Origin of the sequence: Escherichia sp. E1V33 (genome assembly GCF_004211955.1) — a bacterium.
Lineage (GTDB): Bacteria > Pseudomonadota > Gammaproteobacteria > Enterobacterales > Enterobacteriaceae > Escherichia.
This window is the reverse complement of sequence record NZ_RHJI01000003.1, coordinates 243807-260542: the sequence shown is the minus strand read 5'-3', so window position 1 is coordinate 260542 and position 16736 is coordinate 243807. Positions and strand designations below refer to the sequence as shown.

The 16736-nt window shown below is 51.6% G+C and carries 15 protein-coding genes; 5 read left to right on the top strand and 10 right to left on the bottom strand.

All coding sequences use genetic code 11. The features are described from left to right. The first annotated feature begins 1 nt into the window (after position 1). Both gspE and hofC read left to right on the top strand, forming a co-directional pair. Complete coding sequence (gene gspE, locus D9742_RS02895) at positions 2–1387, top strand: type II secretion system protein GspE (protein ID WP_130235929.1); 1386 nt, start codon at positions 2–4, stop codon at positions 1385–1387. Then, the gene (gene hofC, locus D9742_RS02890) at positions 1377–2579 is read left to right on the top strand and encodes a protein transport protein HofC (protein ID WP_130235928.1); all 1203 of its coding nucleotides are present in this window, start codon (positions 1377–1379) and stop codon (positions 2577–2579) included. Before gspE ends, hofC begins: the two co-directional genes overlap by 11 nt. Before the next feature lie 34 nt (positions 2580–2613). On the opposite strand, the gene guaC is transcribed toward hofC, so the two are convergent. Beyond that, positions 2614–3657, bottom strand: a complete 1044-nt coding sequence (gene guaC / locus D9742_RS02885) for a GMP reductase (RefSeq protein ID WP_001217354.1) — start codon at positions 3655–3657, stop codon at positions 2614–2616. A 224-nt stretch (positions 3658–3881) separates the two neighbouring features. Between guaC and coaE the strand changes: the two genes are divergently transcribed. The 3 genes from coaE to yacG are packed head-to-tail and all read left to right on the top strand — an operon-like array spanning position 3882 to position 5452. After that, positions 3882–4502 (top strand): dephospho-CoA kinase, encoded by a 621-nt coding sequence (gene coaE / locus D9742_RS02880; protein ID WP_130235927.1) that lies wholly within the window; start codon positions 3882–3884, stop codon positions 4500–4502. Continuing rightward, positions 4502–5245: a cell division protein ZapD gene (zapD, locus tag D9742_RS02875; RefSeq protein WP_130235926.1), complete on the top strand. Its 744-nt coding sequence runs from the start codon at positions 4502–4504 to the stop codon at positions 5243–5245. Before coaE ends, zapD begins: the two co-directional genes overlap by 1 nt. 9 nt (positions 5246–5254) lie before the next feature. Further along, positions 5255–5452 (top strand): DNA gyrase inhibitor YacG, encoded by a 198-nt coding sequence (yacG, locus tag D9742_RS02870; protein WP_130235925.1) that lies wholly within the window; start codon positions 5255–5257, stop codon positions 5450–5452. 562 nt (positions 5453–6014) lie between these two features. Here the strand turns inward: yacG and mutT are convergent. The 9 genes from mutT to murC form a co-directional block, all read right to left on the bottom strand. Further along, the gene (gene mutT / locus D9742_RS02865) at positions 6015–6404 is read right to left on the bottom strand and encodes an 8-oxo-dGTP diphosphatase MutT (protein ID WP_130235924.1); all 390 of its coding nucleotides are present in this window, start codon (positions 6402–6404) and stop codon (positions 6015–6017) included. A 59-nt stretch (positions 6405–6463) separates the two neighbouring features. Next, a complete protein-coding gene (gene secA / locus D9742_RS02860; RefSeq protein ID WP_130235923.1) occupies positions 6464–9169 on the bottom strand; it encodes a preprotein translocase subunit SecA in 2706 nt (901 codons plus the stop codon). Between the two features lie 61 nt (positions 9170–9230). Beyond that, positions 9231–9743: a secA translation cis-regulator SecM gene (gene secM, locus D9742_RS02855; RefSeq protein WP_130235922.1), complete on the bottom strand. Its 513-nt coding sequence runs from the start codon at positions 9741–9743 to the stop codon at positions 9231–9233. Between the two features lie 230 nt (positions 9744–9973). Further along, positions 9974–10891, bottom strand: a complete 918-nt coding sequence (gene lpxC, locus D9742_RS02850) for a UDP-3-O-acyl-N-acetylglucosamine deacetylase (RefSeq protein ID WP_000595482.1) — start codon at positions 10889–10891, stop codon at positions 9974–9976. A gap of 100 nt (positions 10892–10991) precedes the next feature. Further along, positions 10992–12143, bottom strand: a complete 1152-nt coding sequence (gene ftsZ, locus D9742_RS02845) for a cell division protein FtsZ (protein WP_064525175.1) — start codon at positions 12141–12143, stop codon at positions 10992–10994. A gap of 60 nt (positions 12144–12203) precedes the next feature. Next, positions 12204–13466, bottom strand: coding sequence for a cell division protein FtsA (gene ftsA, locus D9742_RS02840; protein WP_000588474.1), 1263 nt, complete (start codon positions 13464–13466; stop codon positions 12204–12206). Next, a complete protein-coding gene (gene ftsQ, locus D9742_RS02835) occupies positions 13463–14293 on the bottom strand; it encodes a cell division protein FtsQ (RefSeq protein WP_000075731.1) in 831 nt (276 codons plus the stop codon). Before ftsQ ends, ftsA begins: the two co-directional genes overlap by 4 nt. Before the next feature lies 1 nt (position 14294). Continuing rightward, complete coding sequence (gene ddlB, locus D9742_RS02830; protein WP_130235921.1) at positions 14295–15215, bottom strand: D-alanine--D-alanine ligase; 921 nt, start codon at positions 15213–15215, stop codon at positions 14295–14297. Continuing rightward, positions 15208–16683, bottom strand: coding sequence for a UDP-N-acetylmuramate--L-alanine ligase (gene murC, locus D9742_RS02825; protein ID WP_130235920.1), 1476 nt, complete (start codon positions 16681–16683; stop codon positions 15208–15210). The genes ddlB and murC overlap by 8 nt, the downstream gene beginning before the upstream one ends. Between the last annotated feature and the right edge of the window lie 53 nt (positions 16684–16736).

Below are 16736 nucleotides of genomic sequence, written 5' to 3'. Positions count from 1 at the left end.
AATGAATATTCCACAGCTCACCGCCCTGTGTTTGCGTTATCAGGGAGTCTTGCTGGATGCCAGCGAAGAAGTGGTTCATGTTGCGGTGGTCGATGCCCCCTCACATGAATTGCTGGACGCATTGCATTTCGCTACCACCAAACGTATCGAGATCACCTGCTGGACACGCCAACAGATGGAAGGTCACACCAGTCGCTCACAACAGACATTGCCCGTAGCCGTTCAGGAGAAGCATCAGCCGAAAGCAGAGTTGCTGACTCATACCTTGCAATCTGCACTGGAACAACGCGCATCAGATATTCATATCGAACCAGCGGACAATAGCTATCACATCCGCTTGCGTATCGACGGCGTGCTGCATCCTTTACCTGATGTTTCACTGGATGCCGGAGTCGCTTTAACCGCCAGGTTAAAAGTGCTGGGAAGCCTGGATATTGCGGAACATCGCCTGCCGCAGGACGGGCAATTCACTGTCGAACTGGCAGGGAACGCCGTCTCATTTCGTATTGCTACCTTGCCATGTCGCGGCGGTGAAAAGGTGGTATTACGGTTGTTACAGCAGGTGGACCAGGCGCTGGATGTCAACACGCTGGGAATGCAACCATCACAACTGACGGACTTTACCCACGCCTTGCAGCAACCACAGGGACTGGTGCTGGTAACTGGCCCTACCGGCAGCGGCAAAACAGTCACGCTGTATAGCGCACTGCAAACGCTGAATACCGCCGATATTAATATTTGCAGCGTGGAAGATCCGGTTGAGATCCCCATCGCTGGGCTAAACCAGACACAAATCCATCCGCGTGCCGGACTCACCTTTCAGGGCGTTTTGCGTGCGTTATTGCGCCAGGATCCTGACGTCATCATGATCGGAGAGATCCGCGATGGCGAAACGGCAGAAATTGCCATTAAAGCCGCGCAAACGGGTCATCTGGTATTGTCCACGCTACACACCAACTCCACCTGCGAAACGCTGGTGCGTTTACAGCAAATGGGCGTTGCTCGCTGGATGCTCTCGTCGGCCCTCACTCTGGTAATAGCCCAGCGCCTGGTACGTAAACTTTGTCCGCATTGCCGCCAGCGGCAAGGGGAACCGATCCGCCTTCCGGACAATGTATGGTCATCTCCGCTGTCCCGCTGGCAGGCACCGGGTTGTGAACATTGCTACCACGGTTTTTATGGTCGTACCGCCTTGTTTGAAGTCCTGCCCATTACACCAGCCATACGCCAGCTTATTTCCTCTAATACTGAAGTTGAATCGCTGGAAACGCACGCCAGGCGGACAGGTATGCGCTCACTTTTTGAAAACGGCTGCCTGGCCGTGGAACAGGGCTTAACCACCTTTGAAGAGTTAATCCGCGTGTTGGGGATGCCGCATGGCGAATAAGCAACTCTGGCGATGGCATGGCATAACTCGTGACGGCAGCGCGCAAGATGGGATGCAATGGTCAGAAAGCCGCGCTTTGCTACTTTTGACTCTACAGCAGCAAAGGGTTACTCCACTGCAACTGAAGCGAATCAATATCAGTTCTGCACAGTGGCGCGGAGATAAAAGCGCGGAAGTCATTCATCAACTGGCAACGCTACTTAAAGCCGGGTTAACGCTTTCTGAAGGGCTGGTTCTGCTGGCTGAACAGCATCCAAGTAAGCAATGGCAGGCATTGTTGCAATCGCTGGCTCACGATCTCGAACAGGGCGTGGCCTTTTCCAGTGCCTTATTGCCCTGGTCAGAGGTTTTTCCGCCGCTTTACCAGTCGATGATCCGCACGGGGGAAGTGACCGGCAAGCTGGATGAATGCTGCTTTGAACTGGCGCGTCAGCAAAAAGCCCAGCGCCAGTTAACCGACAAAGTGAAATCAGCGTTGCGTTACCCCATCATCATTTTAACGATGGCGATAATGGTAGTAATGGCAATGCTGCATTTTGTGCTGCCGGAGTTTGCCGCTATCTATAAAACCTTTAACACCCCGTTACCGGCACTAACGCAGGGGATCATGACGCTGGCAGACTTGAGTGGCGAATGGGGCTGGCTGCTGATAGTGCTCGGCTTTCTGCTGGCGATAGCCAACAAACTGCTGATGCGTTACCCAATTTGGCTTATTGCGCGGCAGAAATGGTTATTACGCATCCCGATCATGGGAGCCCTGATGCGGGGACAAAAACTCACACAGATCTTTACGATTCTGGCGCTGACACAAAGTGCGGGGATTACTTTTTTACAGGGAGTGGAGAGCGCCAGAGAGACGATGCGCTGCCCGTACTGGGCGCAACTTCTGACACAAATTCAGCATGATATCAGTAACGGTCACCCCATCTGGCTGGCGCTAAAAAATGCAGGGGAGTTTAGCCCACTCTGTTTGCAGTTAGTGAGAACAGGAGAGGCGTCCGGGTCGCTGGATCTCATGCTGGAGAATCTTGCCCATCATCATCGGGATAACACGCTGGCGCTGGCAGATAACCTTGCCGCCTTACTGGAACCGGCGTTGCTGGTCATTACCGGAGGAATTATCGGTACGCTGGTGGTGGCGATGTATCTGCCAATTTTCCATTTAGGCGATGCGATGAGTGGGATGGGATAACGCTGGCGTGTTGCTCCACACCAGCGTTGGAAGATTACAGGTTGTTGAAGATGCGGTTTTCTTGTTCCAGCACACGGATAAATGTGGTGCGCTTGGTCAGTTCTTTCAGGCGTGAAGCCCCAACGTAAGTGCAGGCTGAACGCAGGCCGCCTAAAATATCACGCGCGGTATTTTCAACCGGACCTCGCAGAGGCAGCTTAACGGTTTTACCTTCTGCTGCGCGATATTCCGCAACGCCGCCAACGTGACGTTTCATCGCGGACTCAGAGCTCATACCGTAGAACAGCATAAATTTCTCGCCGTTCTCTTCAACAATACGGCCGCCGCTCTCTTCGTGACCCGCCAGCATGCCGCCAAGCATTACGAAATCGGCACCGCCGCCAAAAGCTTTAGCCACATCGCCCGGAGTGGTACAGCCGCCATCGCTGACAATCATTCCGCCCAGACCGTGCGCAGCATCGGCACATTCGATTACCGCAGAAAGCTGCGGATAACCGACGCCCGTTTTCACGCGAGTTGTACAAACAGAACCAGGGCCAATGCCAACTTTAACGATATCGGCACCGGAGAGAATAAGCTCCTCACACATTTCGCCAGTTACCACATTGCCTGCACAAATCGTTTTGGTCGGCCACGCTTCACGCGCTTTCGCAACGAACTGCACGAAGTGTTCGGAATAACCATTCGCCACGTCAATACAAACGAAGTTTAATGCCGGGTTCAGGTCGAGAATCTGTTTAGTTTTTTCGAAATCCGCATCAGACGTGCCGGTAGAAACCATCACATGTTTCAGCACATCAGCGGAAGAATTGTTGATAAACGCTTGCCACTCTTCAACAGAGTAATGTTTATGTACAGCGGTCAGAATATCGAAAGAAGCCAATGCCGTAGCCATGGTAAAAGTGCCTACGGTGTCCATATTTGCGGCAATAATTGGCACGCCGGACCAGCTTTGACCTGAATGTTTGAAGGTGAATTGACGTTCCAGTTCAACATCGGAACGGCTTTTAAGAGTAGAGCGTTTAGGGCGGATGAGGACGTCTTTAAAACCTAACTTCAGATCTTCTTCGATACGCATGTGCAGATTCCTGGGGTTAATGGCTATAAGGGTAAGAGCGCAACTCCAGTGACGCTATCATACGCACTAATCGATATGGCGCAAGACTGCGAAATTGTCTTTTTTTACGCTACAATCCCATAAATTTACCTGGTAAATAGTGGGCGAACGTTTCATCAATTTCGCTTTCGCGTGCTCTTTATTAACATTTTGATAATCATGATGAATTCCCAGGAATATAGATTATGAGGTATACAGTTGCCTTAACAGGCGGCATTGGCAGTGGCAAGAGTACTGTTGCAAATGCATTTGCTGACCTCGGAATTAATGTCATTGATGCCGATATTATTGCGCGTCAGGTGGTTGAACCAGGTACACCTGCACTGCATGCCATTGCTGAACACTTTGGCGCTGACATGATTGCTGCTGATGGAACATTGCAACGTCGCGCCTTGCGCGAGCGGATCTTCGCCTATCCGGAAGAGAAAAACTGGCTTAATGCCCTGCTGCATCCTCTGATTCAGCAGGAGACGCAACGCCAGATCCAGCAATCAACGTCACCTTATGTACTGTGGGTTGTGCCCTTGCTGGTAGAAAATTCGCTGTATAAAAAAGCGAATCGTGTACTGGTGGTGGATGTCAGTCCAGAAACTCAGCTTATGCGCACTATGCAACGTGATGATGTCACTCGCGAGCATGTTGAACAAATTCTTGCTGCCCAGGCAACGCGCGAAGCCCGTCTTGCGGTGGCAGATGACGTCATTGATAATAACGGCACACCGAATGCTATTGCATCAGATGTTGCCCGCCTGCACGCACACTATTTGCAGCTCGCGTCGCAGTTTGTCTCACAGGAAAAACCTTAATGCAGACCCAGGTCCTTTTTGAACATCCGCTAAATGAAAAAATGCGTACATGGCTGCGCATTGAGTTTTTGATTCAACAACTCACCGTAAATTTACCTATTGCTGACTACGCTGGTGCTCTGCATTTCTTCCGTAATGTTAGTGAATTACTGGATGTTTTCGAGCGCGGCGAAGTCCGCACTGAGCTGTTGAAAGAACTTGACCGGCAGCAACGTAAACTCCAGACCTGGATTGGTGTGCCTGGCGTGGACCAGAGCCGTATTGAAGCATTAATTCAGCAGTTGAAGGCCGCCGGTAGCGTGCTGATTTCCGCGCCGCGTATCGGGCAATTTCTGCGTGAAGACAGAATGATTGCCCTAGTGCGCCAGCGTCTAAGCATTCCCGGCGGGTGTTGCAGCTTTGATTTACCTACGTTGCATATCTGGTTGCATTTACCCCAGTCGCAGCGCGACAGTCAGGTAGAAACGTGGATTGCCAGCCTGAGCCCGCTGACACAGGCACTTACAATGGTGCTGGATTTGATTCGTCAGTCGGCACCGTTCCGCAAACTGACCAGTCTTAACGGTTTTTATCAGGATAATGGCGAAGACGCCGATTTGTTACGCCTGAATCTGGCACTCGATTCACAGCTTTATCCGCAAATATCCGGTCATAAAAGCCGTTTTGCCATTCGCTTTATGCCGCTGGACAGTGAAAATGGACAAGTACCGGAACGTCTGGATTTCGAACTGGCCTGTTGCTAAGGAGTAAAAATGTCAGAAACTATTACGGTGAACTGCCCAACCTGCGGGAAAACGGTGGTCTGGGGTGAAGTCAGCCCATTTCGGCCATTTTGTTCCAAACGCTGCCAGTTGATCGACCTCGGAGAATGGGCAGCTGAAGAAAAACGAATCCCCAGCAGTGGCGATCTTTCCGAAAGCGATGACTGGAGCGAAGAGCCAAAGCATTGACATTTGTCTGATGCCCCACGCAGGCCTGATAAGACGCAGTCAGCGTCGTATCAGGCATCGTGTGCGGATGTCGGATGCGGCGTAAACGCCTTATCCGACCTACAAAAACAAATTTATCAATGAGTTAGAAATCCACGTAGGCCTGATAAGACGCGCCAGCGTCGCATCAGGCATCGTGTGCGAATGTCGGATGCGGCGTAAACGCCTTATCCGACCTACAAAAACAAGTTTATCAATGAGTTAGAAATCCACGTAGGCCTGATAAGACGCCCAGCGTCGCATCAGGCATCGTGTGCAAATGTCGGATGCGGCGTAAACGCCTTATCCGACCTACAAAAACAAATTTATCAATGAGTTAGAAATCCACGTAGGCCTGATAAGACGCGCCAGCGTTGCATCAGGCATCGTATGCAAATGTCGGATGCGGCGAAAATGCCTTATCCGACCTAAAAAAACAAATTTATCAATGAGTTAGAAATCCACGTAGGCCTGATAAGACGCGCCAGCGTCGCATCAGGCATCGTGTGCGAATGTTGGATGCGGCGAAAATGCCTTATCTGACCTACAGACGCTTAAGCTTCGCAATTACCGGTTCATTGGCTGGCGGAAAATCTTCTGCATTGAGGCTGGCCAGCGCCATCCACTCACCGGGTTGTCCCTCTTTCCCCCACGGTTTCCCTTCCCAGCTCTCGACCAACCAAAACCACAGTGTGATATGCCTGTCAGGGAACTGATATTCCAGCTTTTCAAACAACGAAAAACGTTGTGGGGTAACGCCGACTTCTTCCTGAAGCTCCCGCACCATCGCTTGTTCTACCGTTTCTCCCGTTTCTATTTTTCCGCCCGGAAACTCAAGCTTATTTGCCATGTGCGCATCTGCGGCGCGACGGGTTATAAAGATTTCGTTGTTTTCGTTGCGAATAATACCTACCGCGATTTGCAGTTTTTTCATTGTCTTAAGCCTATAAAAAAGGCGCAGAATCCTGCGCCTTTTATTTCAACAATTAGCTTTTATTGCAGGCGACCGTGGCACTGCTTGTATTTTTTACCAGAACCGCACGGGCAAGGATCGTTACGTCCAACTTTACGTTCGCCAGTTTGTGCTGCCAACGCAGCTGCGGCTGCAGAGTCGTCATCCTGATGGCTAAGCTGCTGCATTTGCGCTAAACGCTCAGCTTCCATACGACGCTGCTGCTCCAGCTCTTCAACTTCTTCCGGCATGCGTACCTGTACTTTGCTCAACGTGCTGATGACTTCATATTTCAACGATTCCAGCATCGCCGCGAACATGGAGAACGATTCACGTTTGTACTCCTGCTTCGGATCTTTCTGCGCGTAGCCACGCAGGTGAATACCCTGACGCAGATAGTCCATCGCCGCCAGATGCTCTTTCCACAGGGAATCGAGCGTTTGCAGCATCACCCCTTTCTCGAAGTGACGCATCATCTCAGCGCCAACCACTTCTTCTTTACGCTGATACACTTCGATGGACTGCTCCAGGATACGCTCACGCAGCGTCTCTTCATGCAGTTCTGGCTCTTTGTCCAGCCACTCGGCAATCGGCAAATCAAGATCGAAGTCGTTTTTCAGACGCTCTTGCAAACCTGGAATGTCCCACATTTCTTCCAGTGACTGTGGTGGAATGTAGGCATCGATGGTCGCTTTGAACACATCTTCACGAATGCTGTTGATGGTTTCGCTCACATCGCTGACATCCAGCAGTTCGTTACGCTGGGAATAAATGGCGCGACGCTGATCGTTAGCTACGTCATCGTATTCCAGCAGCTGTTTACGAATGTCGAAGTTACGGCTTTCAACTTTACGCTGGGCGTTGGCAATCGCTTTGGTTACCCACGGGTGTTCAATGGCTTCGCCTGGTTTCATCCCCAGCTTACGCATCATGCCGGATACGCGGTCAGAGGCAAAAATACGCATCAGCGCATCTTCCATCGACAGGTAAAAACGGGAAGAACCGGCATCACCCTGACGACCAGAACGGCCACGCAACTGGTTATCGATACGACGAGATTCGTGACGCTCAGTACCGATGATATGCAGGCCACCTGCTGCCAGTACTGCGTCGTGACGTACCTGCCAGTCGGCTTTAATTTTTTCAATTTGCTCTGCGGTCGGATTTTCCAGCGCAGCAACTTCTGCCTGCCAGCTACCACCGAGCACAATGTCAGTACCACGACCCGCCATGTTGGTCGCGATAGTCACCGCAGCCGGATAACCTGCTTGAGCAACAATCGCTGCTTCGTTGGCGTGGAATTTGGCGTTCAGGACGTTGTGTTTAATACCGGCTTTGGTCAGTTCGTTTGACACCAGCTCCGATTTTTCGATGGAGATAGTACCCACCAGCACCGGCTGGCCTTTCGCAGTACGTTCTTTGATATCTTCAATGATCGCCTGAATTTTTTCCGCTTCGGTCATGTAGACCAGATCCGGCAGATCTTTACGAATCATCGGGCGGTTGGTCGGAACGACTACCGTATCAAGCTTGTAGATGGAACTGAATTCGAAGGCTTCGGTATCAGCAGTACCGGTCATACCCGCCAGTTTTTCATACAGACGGAAGTAGTTCTGGAAGGTGATCGAAGCCAGTGTCTGGTTTTCGTTCTGGATCTGTACCCCTTCTTTCGCTTCCACAGCCTGGTGCAGACCATCAGACCAGCGACGGCCCTGCATAGTACGACCGGTGTGTTCGTCAACGATGATAACTTCACCATCTTTAACGATGTAGTCGACGTCACGGGTAAACAGCGCATGAGCGCGCAGCGCCGCCGTTACGTGGTGCATCAACATGATGTTGGCCGGAGAGTACAGAGACTCCCCTTCATCCATGATGCCTTCTTTCACCAGCAGTTCTTCAATCAGCACCAGACCACGTTCGGTCAGGTTCACCTGGCGAGATTTTTCATCCACCGAGAAGTGGCCTTCGCCCTGGAAGGTTTCGGAGTCTTCTTTTTCCTGACGGATCAGGTGCGGAATAATTTTATTCACGCGTTTATACATTTCCGAGCTGTCTTCAGCCGGGCCAGAAATGATCAGCGGTGTACGCGCTTCATCGATCAGGATGGAGTCCACTTCGTCCACCAGCGCATAGTGCAGTTTACGCTGTACACGTTCTTCAGGGCTGAACGCCATGTTGTCGCGCAGGTAGTCAAAGCCGTATTCGTTGTTCGTACCATAAGTGATGTCAGCTGCGTAAGCTTCACGCTTTGCCGGTGCTGGCATGCCCGGCAGGTTGATACCGACAGTCAGGCCAAGGAATTCAAACAGCGGACGATTGTTTTCGGCGTCACGTTGCGCCAGGTAGTCGTTGACGGTAACTACGTGCACGCCTTTACCGGTTAGTGCGTTCAGATAAGCAGGCAGCGTTGCGGTCAGGGTTTTACCTTCACCGGTACGCATTTCGGCGATGCAGCGTTCGTTAAGAACCATACCGCCGAGCAGCTGTACGTCGAAGTGGCGCATGCCAAAAACACGCTTACTGGCTTCACGCACCACAGCGAAGGCTTCCGGGATCAAGTTTTCCAGCACTTCGCCTTTTTCCAGACGCGCGCGGAACTCTGCCGTTTTTCCTTTCAGTTCTTCGTCGGAGAGTTTTTCAATCTCCGGTTCCATGGCATTGATAATGTTGACGACTTTGCGCATCCGGCGCAGGGTACGATCGTTACGACTACCGAAAACTTTAGTTAATAATTTGATTAGCATAATAAAATCTCAAACACCCCGCATTGCGGTGTAAATAAAATGAAGTAAAGGTTTTTCGTTGTTAGCAGAGGCGTTGAGGGCCAGCACGGATGCCCTGCGCCTGGCTTATCCAGACGGGCGTGCTGAAGTTTGCTTGAGGGGTAAAATGCGCATAATCAATGCGATAACCATTTTCAGACGGCGTGCCTTCCTGGGTCAGCAGCGCGCTGAGCGTATCCAGTAAAGCAAGATGTTGCGCCTGAAGCGGTAAAGATTCCTCGGCAACGGGCAGCGTTTGCGGCGCCATTGCAAAGGAGAGATGGCGGATTACCGTGCGAATAGCATGTTGATGCCAGTAATCAACGGAATAGTTCGAGTTCGGGCGGCGCGTGTTCGCTTCCAGCAAGGCCAAATGACTAAAGTTAACTTTGGCGGAAGGCTCGTGATTGCGCGTTGTCGCTTTTGCGGGCGCGTTTGGCTCGGCAGCGTTGCTGAGCGCAGGCAAACCTAAACTCGCCGCGACCATCCCTAATAAGAGATGCGGCCAGAAGTAGCGTCTACCTAACTGTCGCCAGCGCGTCAGTATTCCACTCACGTTATTGCCATCCCGATCGTATTCAACGTTTTTAGCGCACAAATCTTATCATTAAAGCCAGAAGTCCACAGCAGTATTCAAGATAAGTAACACGTAAAAGTGCTTAAGAAAGCAGCGTTCGCACCGATTTCTTACGACGCTGTAAAAACTCAAAAAAAAACGACTGGGTCACCTGGCCGGAGAGAGTGCCAGATTTGCCAGTCGAATTTTGTACGACAGTATAGATGTCGTTATGCCAGTACGGCTGAAGGCGCTTTGAAGGCCAACGGCAGTTCTGCGTCGTCCTGGAAGGTCACATATTCCCAGGCTTCTTGTTTCGCCAGGACAGCCTGCAACAGTTTGTTATTCAGTGCGTGACCGGATTTATAAGCGGTAAATGCACCGATAATGTTGTGACCACACATGAACAAATCACCGATCGCGTCGAGCATTTTGTGACGTACAAACTCGTCCTCAAAACGCAGGCCGTCTTCGTTCAGTACGCGATAATCGTCAACAACGATGGCACAATCGAAGCTGCCGCCCAGGCACAGGCCACGGGACTGCAGATATTCGATATCACGCATGAAACCAAACGTACGCGCACGGCTGATCTGGCGCATAAACGCATCAGCAGAGAAGTTCATCGCATAGCGTTGATTGCTGGAATCGATAGCCGGATGGTTGAAATCGATGGTGAAGTCCAGCGAAAAACCATTGTACGGCTTGAATTCAGCCCACTTATCGCCATCTTCGACACGAACAGTCTCTTTGATGCGAACAAATTTCTTGGCGCAGTTCAGCTCGTCGATACCAGCATCAAGCAGCAGGTAAACAAACGGAGCGGCACTGCCGTCCATGATTGGGATTTCCGGCGCGTTAACTTCGATAACAATGTTATCGATGCCTAAGCCCGCGAGCGCTGCGTTCAGGTGCTCAACGGTTGAAATCCGTACATCATGCTCGTTGACCAGACACGTACAGAGCATGGTATCACGCACAGATTTGGCATCGGCCGGGAAATCTACCGGTGGATTCAAGTCGGTGCGACGATAGATGACCCCGGTGTTGGCCGGCGCAGGGCGTAAGGTCAGGGTGACTTTCTTGCCGGTATGTAAACCGACACCCGTCGCCTGAACGATACGTTTAAGTGTCCTTTGTTTGATCATCGTATTATCTCGCCAAATTATCTATCCAACCGAAGTGTACTATACATTCGGCAGGCCAGTTTAGCACAAAGAGCCTCGCAACCCAAATTCCAGCTAATTCTTAGTCAGCTTGCTTACGCAGGAATGCCGGGATATCCAGGTAATCCGGCTCTTTCACGGTTTGTGGCGTATTGTCGTTCACCACTTTGGCCACAGGCTTCTGCTCTTGGGTCAGCGGCGCCATACCATGCTGCTGGTAGCGATCCATCACTGGCTGTTGAACTTGCTTATTGGTCACCAGGGTGATTTCAGGACGTTTGTCCATGCCAATGCCCGTCGCAACCACAGTTACACGCAGTTCGTCGTTCATATCCGGGTCAAGAGAAGTACCGATAACCACAGTCGCGTTGTCCGAAGCAAATGCGCGGATGGTGTTACCTACGGTTTCGAACTCATCCAGACGCAGGTCAAAGCCCGCAGTGATGTTAACCAGCACGCCGCGTGCGCCAGACAGGTCGATATCTTCCAGCAGCGGAGAAGAAATAGCCATTTCTGCCGCTTCTTCCGCACGATCTTCACCGCTCGCCACGCCAGAACCCATCATTGCGTAGCCCATTTCAGACATCACAGTACGCACGTCTGCAAAGTCCACGTTCATCAGACCCGGACGAGTAATCAGCTCGGCGATACCCTGAACAGCGCCTTTCAGCACATCGTTAGCTGCGCCAAACGCATCCAGCAGGGAGATACCGCGGCCCAGAACTTTCAGCAGTTTGTCGTTCGGGATTGTGATCAGTGAGTCCACATGTTTGGACAATTCAGTGATCCCCTGCTCGGCAAATGCCATGCGTTTCTTGCCTTCAAAGTTGAAAGGCTTGGTCACGACAGCAACGGTCAGAATACCTAAATCTTTAGCCACTTCAGCAACAACCGGTGCTGCACCTGTACCGGTACCACCGCCCATGCCCGCAGCAATAAAGACCATGTCTGCACCTTCCAGCGCTGCACGCAGTGCATCACGATCCTCATCAGCCGCATTACGGCCAACTTCTGGATTAGCGCCAGCTCCCAGTCCTTTGGTGATACCACTACCGATCTGAATCGTCTGCCCAACCGCTGTTTTACGCAGCGCCTGTGCATCGGTATTTACCGCGAAAAATTCAACACCTTCAATGCGCTCACGCACCATGTGTTCAACAGCATTACCGCCGCCGCCGCCGACGCCGATGACTTTAATCACCGCGTCGTTGGTAAGTTCCATTGGTTCAAACATAGTTTCTCTCCGATATGTGCCTGTCGCCTGAGGCCGTAATCACCGTCGGCCTCATAAAAATTAAAATTCTTTTCGCAGCCAACTATTGAGTCGCTTGATCCACGAGCCAACAGATGCTGTAACACGTTTTTCAACTTCCGCTTCACCGTTAAGATGTGACTCTTTCCCGTAATGAAGCAATCCCACTGCCGTTGAATAATACGGCTCCTGAGCGTAATCAGTTAAACCGGTGATATTCAGCGGCGCGCCGATACGCACCTGCGTATGAAACACGCGTTGAGCGCAGGCGGCAAGACCTTCGATCTGCGCCGCGCCACCGGTTAATACAATACCCGCAGCCAGGTGATGCTTTACGCCTTGTTGGCGAAGCTTTTCCTGCAGCTGCAATATCTCTTCGTTGACCAGGTTGAGCAGCTCGGTATAGCGCGGCTCAATCACCTCAGCCAGCGTCTGACGTTGCAGACTACGCGGCGGACGACCACCTACGCTCGGCACTTCCACGCTCTCGTCTTTACCGACGATGGAGCCCAGCGCGCAGCCATGACGAACTTTAATCGCTTCGGCGTCGCTTGGCGGTGTGCCAAAGGCATAAGCGATATCACTGGTCACGACATTGCCAGCATAAGGAATTACCTTAGTGTGACGCAATGCCCCGCCGGTATAAACGGCGATATCCATTGTACCACCACCGATATCGACGACGCAGACGCCCAGCTCACGTTCGTCTTCCGTCAATACCGAATAACTTGATGCCAGTCCGGCAAATATCAGTTGGTCAACTTTAAGGCCACAACGTTCAACGGCTTTCACAATGTTTTTTGCCATATCGTTGTGACATGTGATCAGATGCACTTTTGCCTGCATCCGCACGCCAGAAAGTCCCACCGGATTTTTGATCCCTTCCTGATAGTCAATCGCATACTCTTGCGGGATCACATGCAGCACACGATGTTCATCACGCACGCGCACCGATTTCGCGGTATGGACGACATTTTCTACATCTTCTTGTGTCACTTCTTCTTCAGAAATGGGCACCATACCAATTTCATTCTGGCAGCTGATGTGCTTACCAGAAAGCGCCAGATATACCGAAGAGATCTGACAATCTGCCATCAACTCTGCCTGGTCAATAGCGCGCTGTACGCACTTGACCACGGATTCGAGGTCGTTCACCCCGCCTTTATCCATACCACGTGACGGGCAGCTGCCCACACCAATGATATTGACCATACCGTCGGGCAGAACTTCCCCTACTAAAGCGGCAACCTTCGCGGTACCAATCTCCAGTCCTACTACCAGTTTTCTGTCCGTCGCCTTGATCATTGTTGTTCTGCCTGTGCCTGATTTTGTTGCTGAGTAGATTCCTCTGGCGGCAAGGGCGCCCAGCCGACTGCCGCACCAGAGTCATAACGCAAATCAACGTAGCTAATCCGTTTGCCATCGGTTTGCGCCTGCTGCTGTAAAACCGGATAAAGTTCTACAAAGCGAGCCAAACGTTTCATCGTATCGCCCCGGCCAAGGTTGAGCTTAATATCGTTATTCAGCGTCAACTGCCAGGAACGCCGCGCGGTCATCGCCGCTTCCTTCAGAGTAAATCTGTCCTTTGCCAGCATCTGCCCCATTTCGCGATAGCCCTGCAACACTTCATTTGCGCTGCCTTCCGGACCATACAACATTGGGAGCACCTGCTTGCTGGTGCGATCTGGCGGAACGCTGAAGGTGTTTCCTTCAGCGTCAACCATATGCTGATCATTCCAACGCGCAATCGGCACATATTCAACCAGATGAATCTTCAATTCATCAGGCCACTGCTTTCTGACGCTCACCTGCTTAATCCACGGCAGGCGTTGTTCAATTTGCGTCTGGATGATGTTTACATCCTGGGTCATAAAGGTACCTGGCTCACCCAATGCCAGGATCGACTGCCGGATATCGTCATTACGCGTGTAATGGCGTTCACCGGTCAACACCAGCTTTGAGAGCGGTAGGCGTTGCGCATCTTCCATCCAGCCCAACACGACCCAGCCGCTCACCAACACTGTCGTTAAAACGGTCAGCAGGAAAAGGATCCCCGCCAGACGCGTTCCATTATTGCGGTGAGAAGAAATCTCTTCTTCACTGTTTCGCGTGTTCAGAGCAGCCTGCGACATATTAGTCCGCCAGTTCCAGAATTCGTACTACCAACTGCGAGAAGCTCATACCCGCCTGGCGTGCCGCCATCGGCACCAGACTGTGACTGGTCATACCCGGTGAGGTATTAGCTTCCAGCAGATAAAACTGTCCATCGCTGTCCAGCATGACGTCAATACGTCCCCATCCTTTGCATCCTAAAGTCGTCCATGCTTTCAGCACTAATGCCTGCAAATTTGCCTCTTGAGCCGCTTCTAAACCTGCCGGGCAGAAATACTGTGTCTCATCAGAGAGATACTTCGCCTCATAATCATAGAAGGTTCCAGCGGGTTGAATACGTATTGACGGTAAAATTTCTTCACCGAGTATCGCAACCGTGAACTCCGGCCCACTTAGCCATTTTTCAATCAATACTTCTTCATCGTGCTGAAATGCCAATCTTAATGCATCTTGTAGAGCATTTTCTGCTACTACTTTTGACATTCCCACACTGGAACCTTCGCGGCTCGGCTTGACGATAAGCGGCAAACCTAAGGCAGAAATTTCTGCTAACTGCTTATCACTAAGGCCTTTTTCAAACTCTGCGCGGGTTAATGCTACCCACGGCGCTACCGGTAAACCAGCGCCCTGCCAAAGCAGTTTGCTGCGTAGTTTATCCATTGAAAGCGCAGATGCCATCACTCCACTGCCGGTATAAGGCAAGCCCATAAGCTCGAGCATACCCTGCAACGTGCCATCTTCACCACCGCGACCGTGCAGAGCGATAAACACTTTCTGAAAGCCCATCGACTTCAGTTGTGTTACGTCAATTTCTTTCGGGTCGACAGGATACGCGTCAATACCGCCTTCACGCAGCCCAGCTAACACTGCCGCACCAGAATTCAGAGAAACTTCCCGCTCCGCGGAGGTCCCGCCCAACAGGACCGCGATTTTATCAGTCATGTTGCTCTTCCTCCGTAGTTTGCGGCTTCAGTTTGATTTCAGCTAAAGATCGAGCAATTTTTCCGATATTTCCTGCCCCTTGAACGAGGATCAGGTCGTTACCAGTTAATACTGGTGCTAACATCTCAGCCACCTGCGCCGGGTCCGGCACCAGAATCGGGTCAATTTTCCCACGGCCACGGATTGTACGACACAACGAACGACTGTCCGCTCCCGGAATAGGCGCTTCGCCTGCCGGATACACTTCCAGCATCAGCAGGGTATCCACCTGAGTCAGCACATTGGCAAAATCGTCATACAGGTCGCGCGTACGGGTGAAACGGTGCGGCTGAAACAGCATCACCAGATTTTTATCCGGCCAACCTGCACGCGCCGCTTTAATAGTGGCGTCCACTTCGGTCGGGTGGTGACCATAGTCATCAACCAGCATTGCCGTACCGCTTTTACCATTCACGGGTTCCAATGGAAATTCACCGAGGAAATCAAAGCGGCGTCCGGTCCCCTGGAAACTCTCCAGCGCACGCAAAATAGCCTCGTCTTCAATCCCCTCTTCCGTGGCGACCGCAACGGCAGCAGCAGCATTCAGGGCATTGTGACGACCTGGCGCATTCAGTGTAACGCGCATTGGCTCTTTGTCCTGACGCAACAGCGTAAAGTGTCCCTGCGGGCCAATCTGCTGATAATCTTCTACACGCACGTCAGCATCTTCGCTGAAGCCATAAGTGGTGGTCTGACGGCCTACACGCGGTAACAATTCGCGAATTACCGGATCGTCAACACACATCACCGCACGACCGTAAAACGGCAGGTTGTGCAGAAAATTAATAAAGGTCTGTTTTAAATTCTCAAAGTCGCCCTGGTAGGTATCCATATGGTCGGCTTCGATATTAGTGACAATCGCCACCATCGGTTGCAGATGCAGGAACGATGCATCGCTTTCATCCGCTTCAGCAATCAGGTAACGACCGTGGCCTAAACGAGCATGTACACCCGCCGCTTTTACCAGCCCACCGTTCACGAAGGTCGGGTCGAGGCCCGCTTCTGCGTAGATGCTGGACACCATCGCGGTGGTCGTGGTTTTGCCATGAGTTCCGGCAATGGCGATGCCATGACGAAAACGCATTAACTCAGCCAGCATTTCAGCACGACGAATAACCGGAATACGTGCCTCGTGGGCAGCAACAATTTCCGGGTTATCGGCAGAAATCGCGCTGGAAACTACGACCACACTGGCATCACGCACATTTTCCGGGCGATGGTTGAAGTAAATCGTCGCTCCCAGATTTGTTAACTGTTGCGTGACTGGGTTTGGCGCTAAATCGGAACCACTGATCTGATACCCTTCATTGGCCAGAACTTCGGCAATACCGCCCATACCGGCACCACCGATGCCGACAAAGTGTATGTGCCGAACGCGACGCATTTCAGGCACGATGGAACGCAGTTTTGCCAATTGTTGTGTATTCATTCTTTACGCCATTAACTTCTCAAATTCATACGATGCAAAAGGCATCGCTACAA

Bases quoted from the DNA above. Each gene is read 5' to 3' on its own strand.
- gspE (WP_130235929.1), top strand. From the start codon at position 2: ATGAATATTCCACAGCTCACCGCCCTGTGTTTGCGTTATCAGGGAGTC.
- hofC (WP_130235928.1), top strand. From the start codon at position 1,377: ATGGCGAATAAGCAACTCTGGCGATGGCATGGCATAACTCGTGACGGC.
- guaC (WP_001217354.1), bottom strand. From the start codon at position 3,657: ATGCGTATCGAAGAAGATCTGAAGTTAGGTTTTAAAGACGTCCTCATC.
- coaE (WP_130235927.1), top strand. From the start codon at position 3,882: ATGAGGTATACAGTTGCCTTAACAGGCGGCATTGGCAGTGGCAAGAGT.
- zapD (WP_130235926.1), top strand. From the start codon at position 4,502: ATGCAGACCCAGGTCCTTTTTGAACATCCGCTAAATGAAAAAATGCGT.
- yacG (WP_130235925.1), top strand. From the start codon at position 5,255: ATGTCAGAAACTATTACGGTGAACTGCCCAACCTGCGGGAAAACGGTG.
- mutT (WP_130235924.1), bottom strand. From the start codon at position 6,404: ATGAAAAAACTGCAAATCGCGGTAGGTATTATTCGCAACGAAAACAAC.
- secA (WP_130235923.1), bottom strand. From the start codon at position 9,169: ATGCTAATCAAATTATTAACTAAAGTTTTCGGTAGTCGTAACGATCGT.
- lpxC (WP_000595482.1), bottom strand. From the start codon at position 10,891: ATGATCAAACAAAGGACACTTAAACGTATCGTTCAGGCGACGGGTGTC.
- ftsZ (WP_064525175.1), bottom strand. From the start codon at position 12,143: ATGTTTGAACCAATGGAACTTACCAACGACGCGGTGATTAAAGTCATC.
- ftsA (WP_000588474.1), bottom strand. From the start codon at position 13,466: ATGATCAAGGCGACGGACAGAAAACTGGTAGTAGGACTGGAGATTGGT.
- ftsQ (WP_000075731.1), bottom strand. From the start codon at position 14,293: ATGTCGCAGGCTGCTCTGAACACGCGAAACAGTGAAGAAGAGATTTCT.
- ddlB (WP_130235921.1), bottom strand. From the start codon at position 15,215: ATGACTGATAAAATCGCGGTCCTGTTGGGCGGGACCTCCGCGGAGCGG.
- murC (WP_130235920.1), bottom strand. From the start codon at position 16,683: ATGAATACACAACAATTGGCAAAACTGCGTTCCATCGTGCCTGAAATG.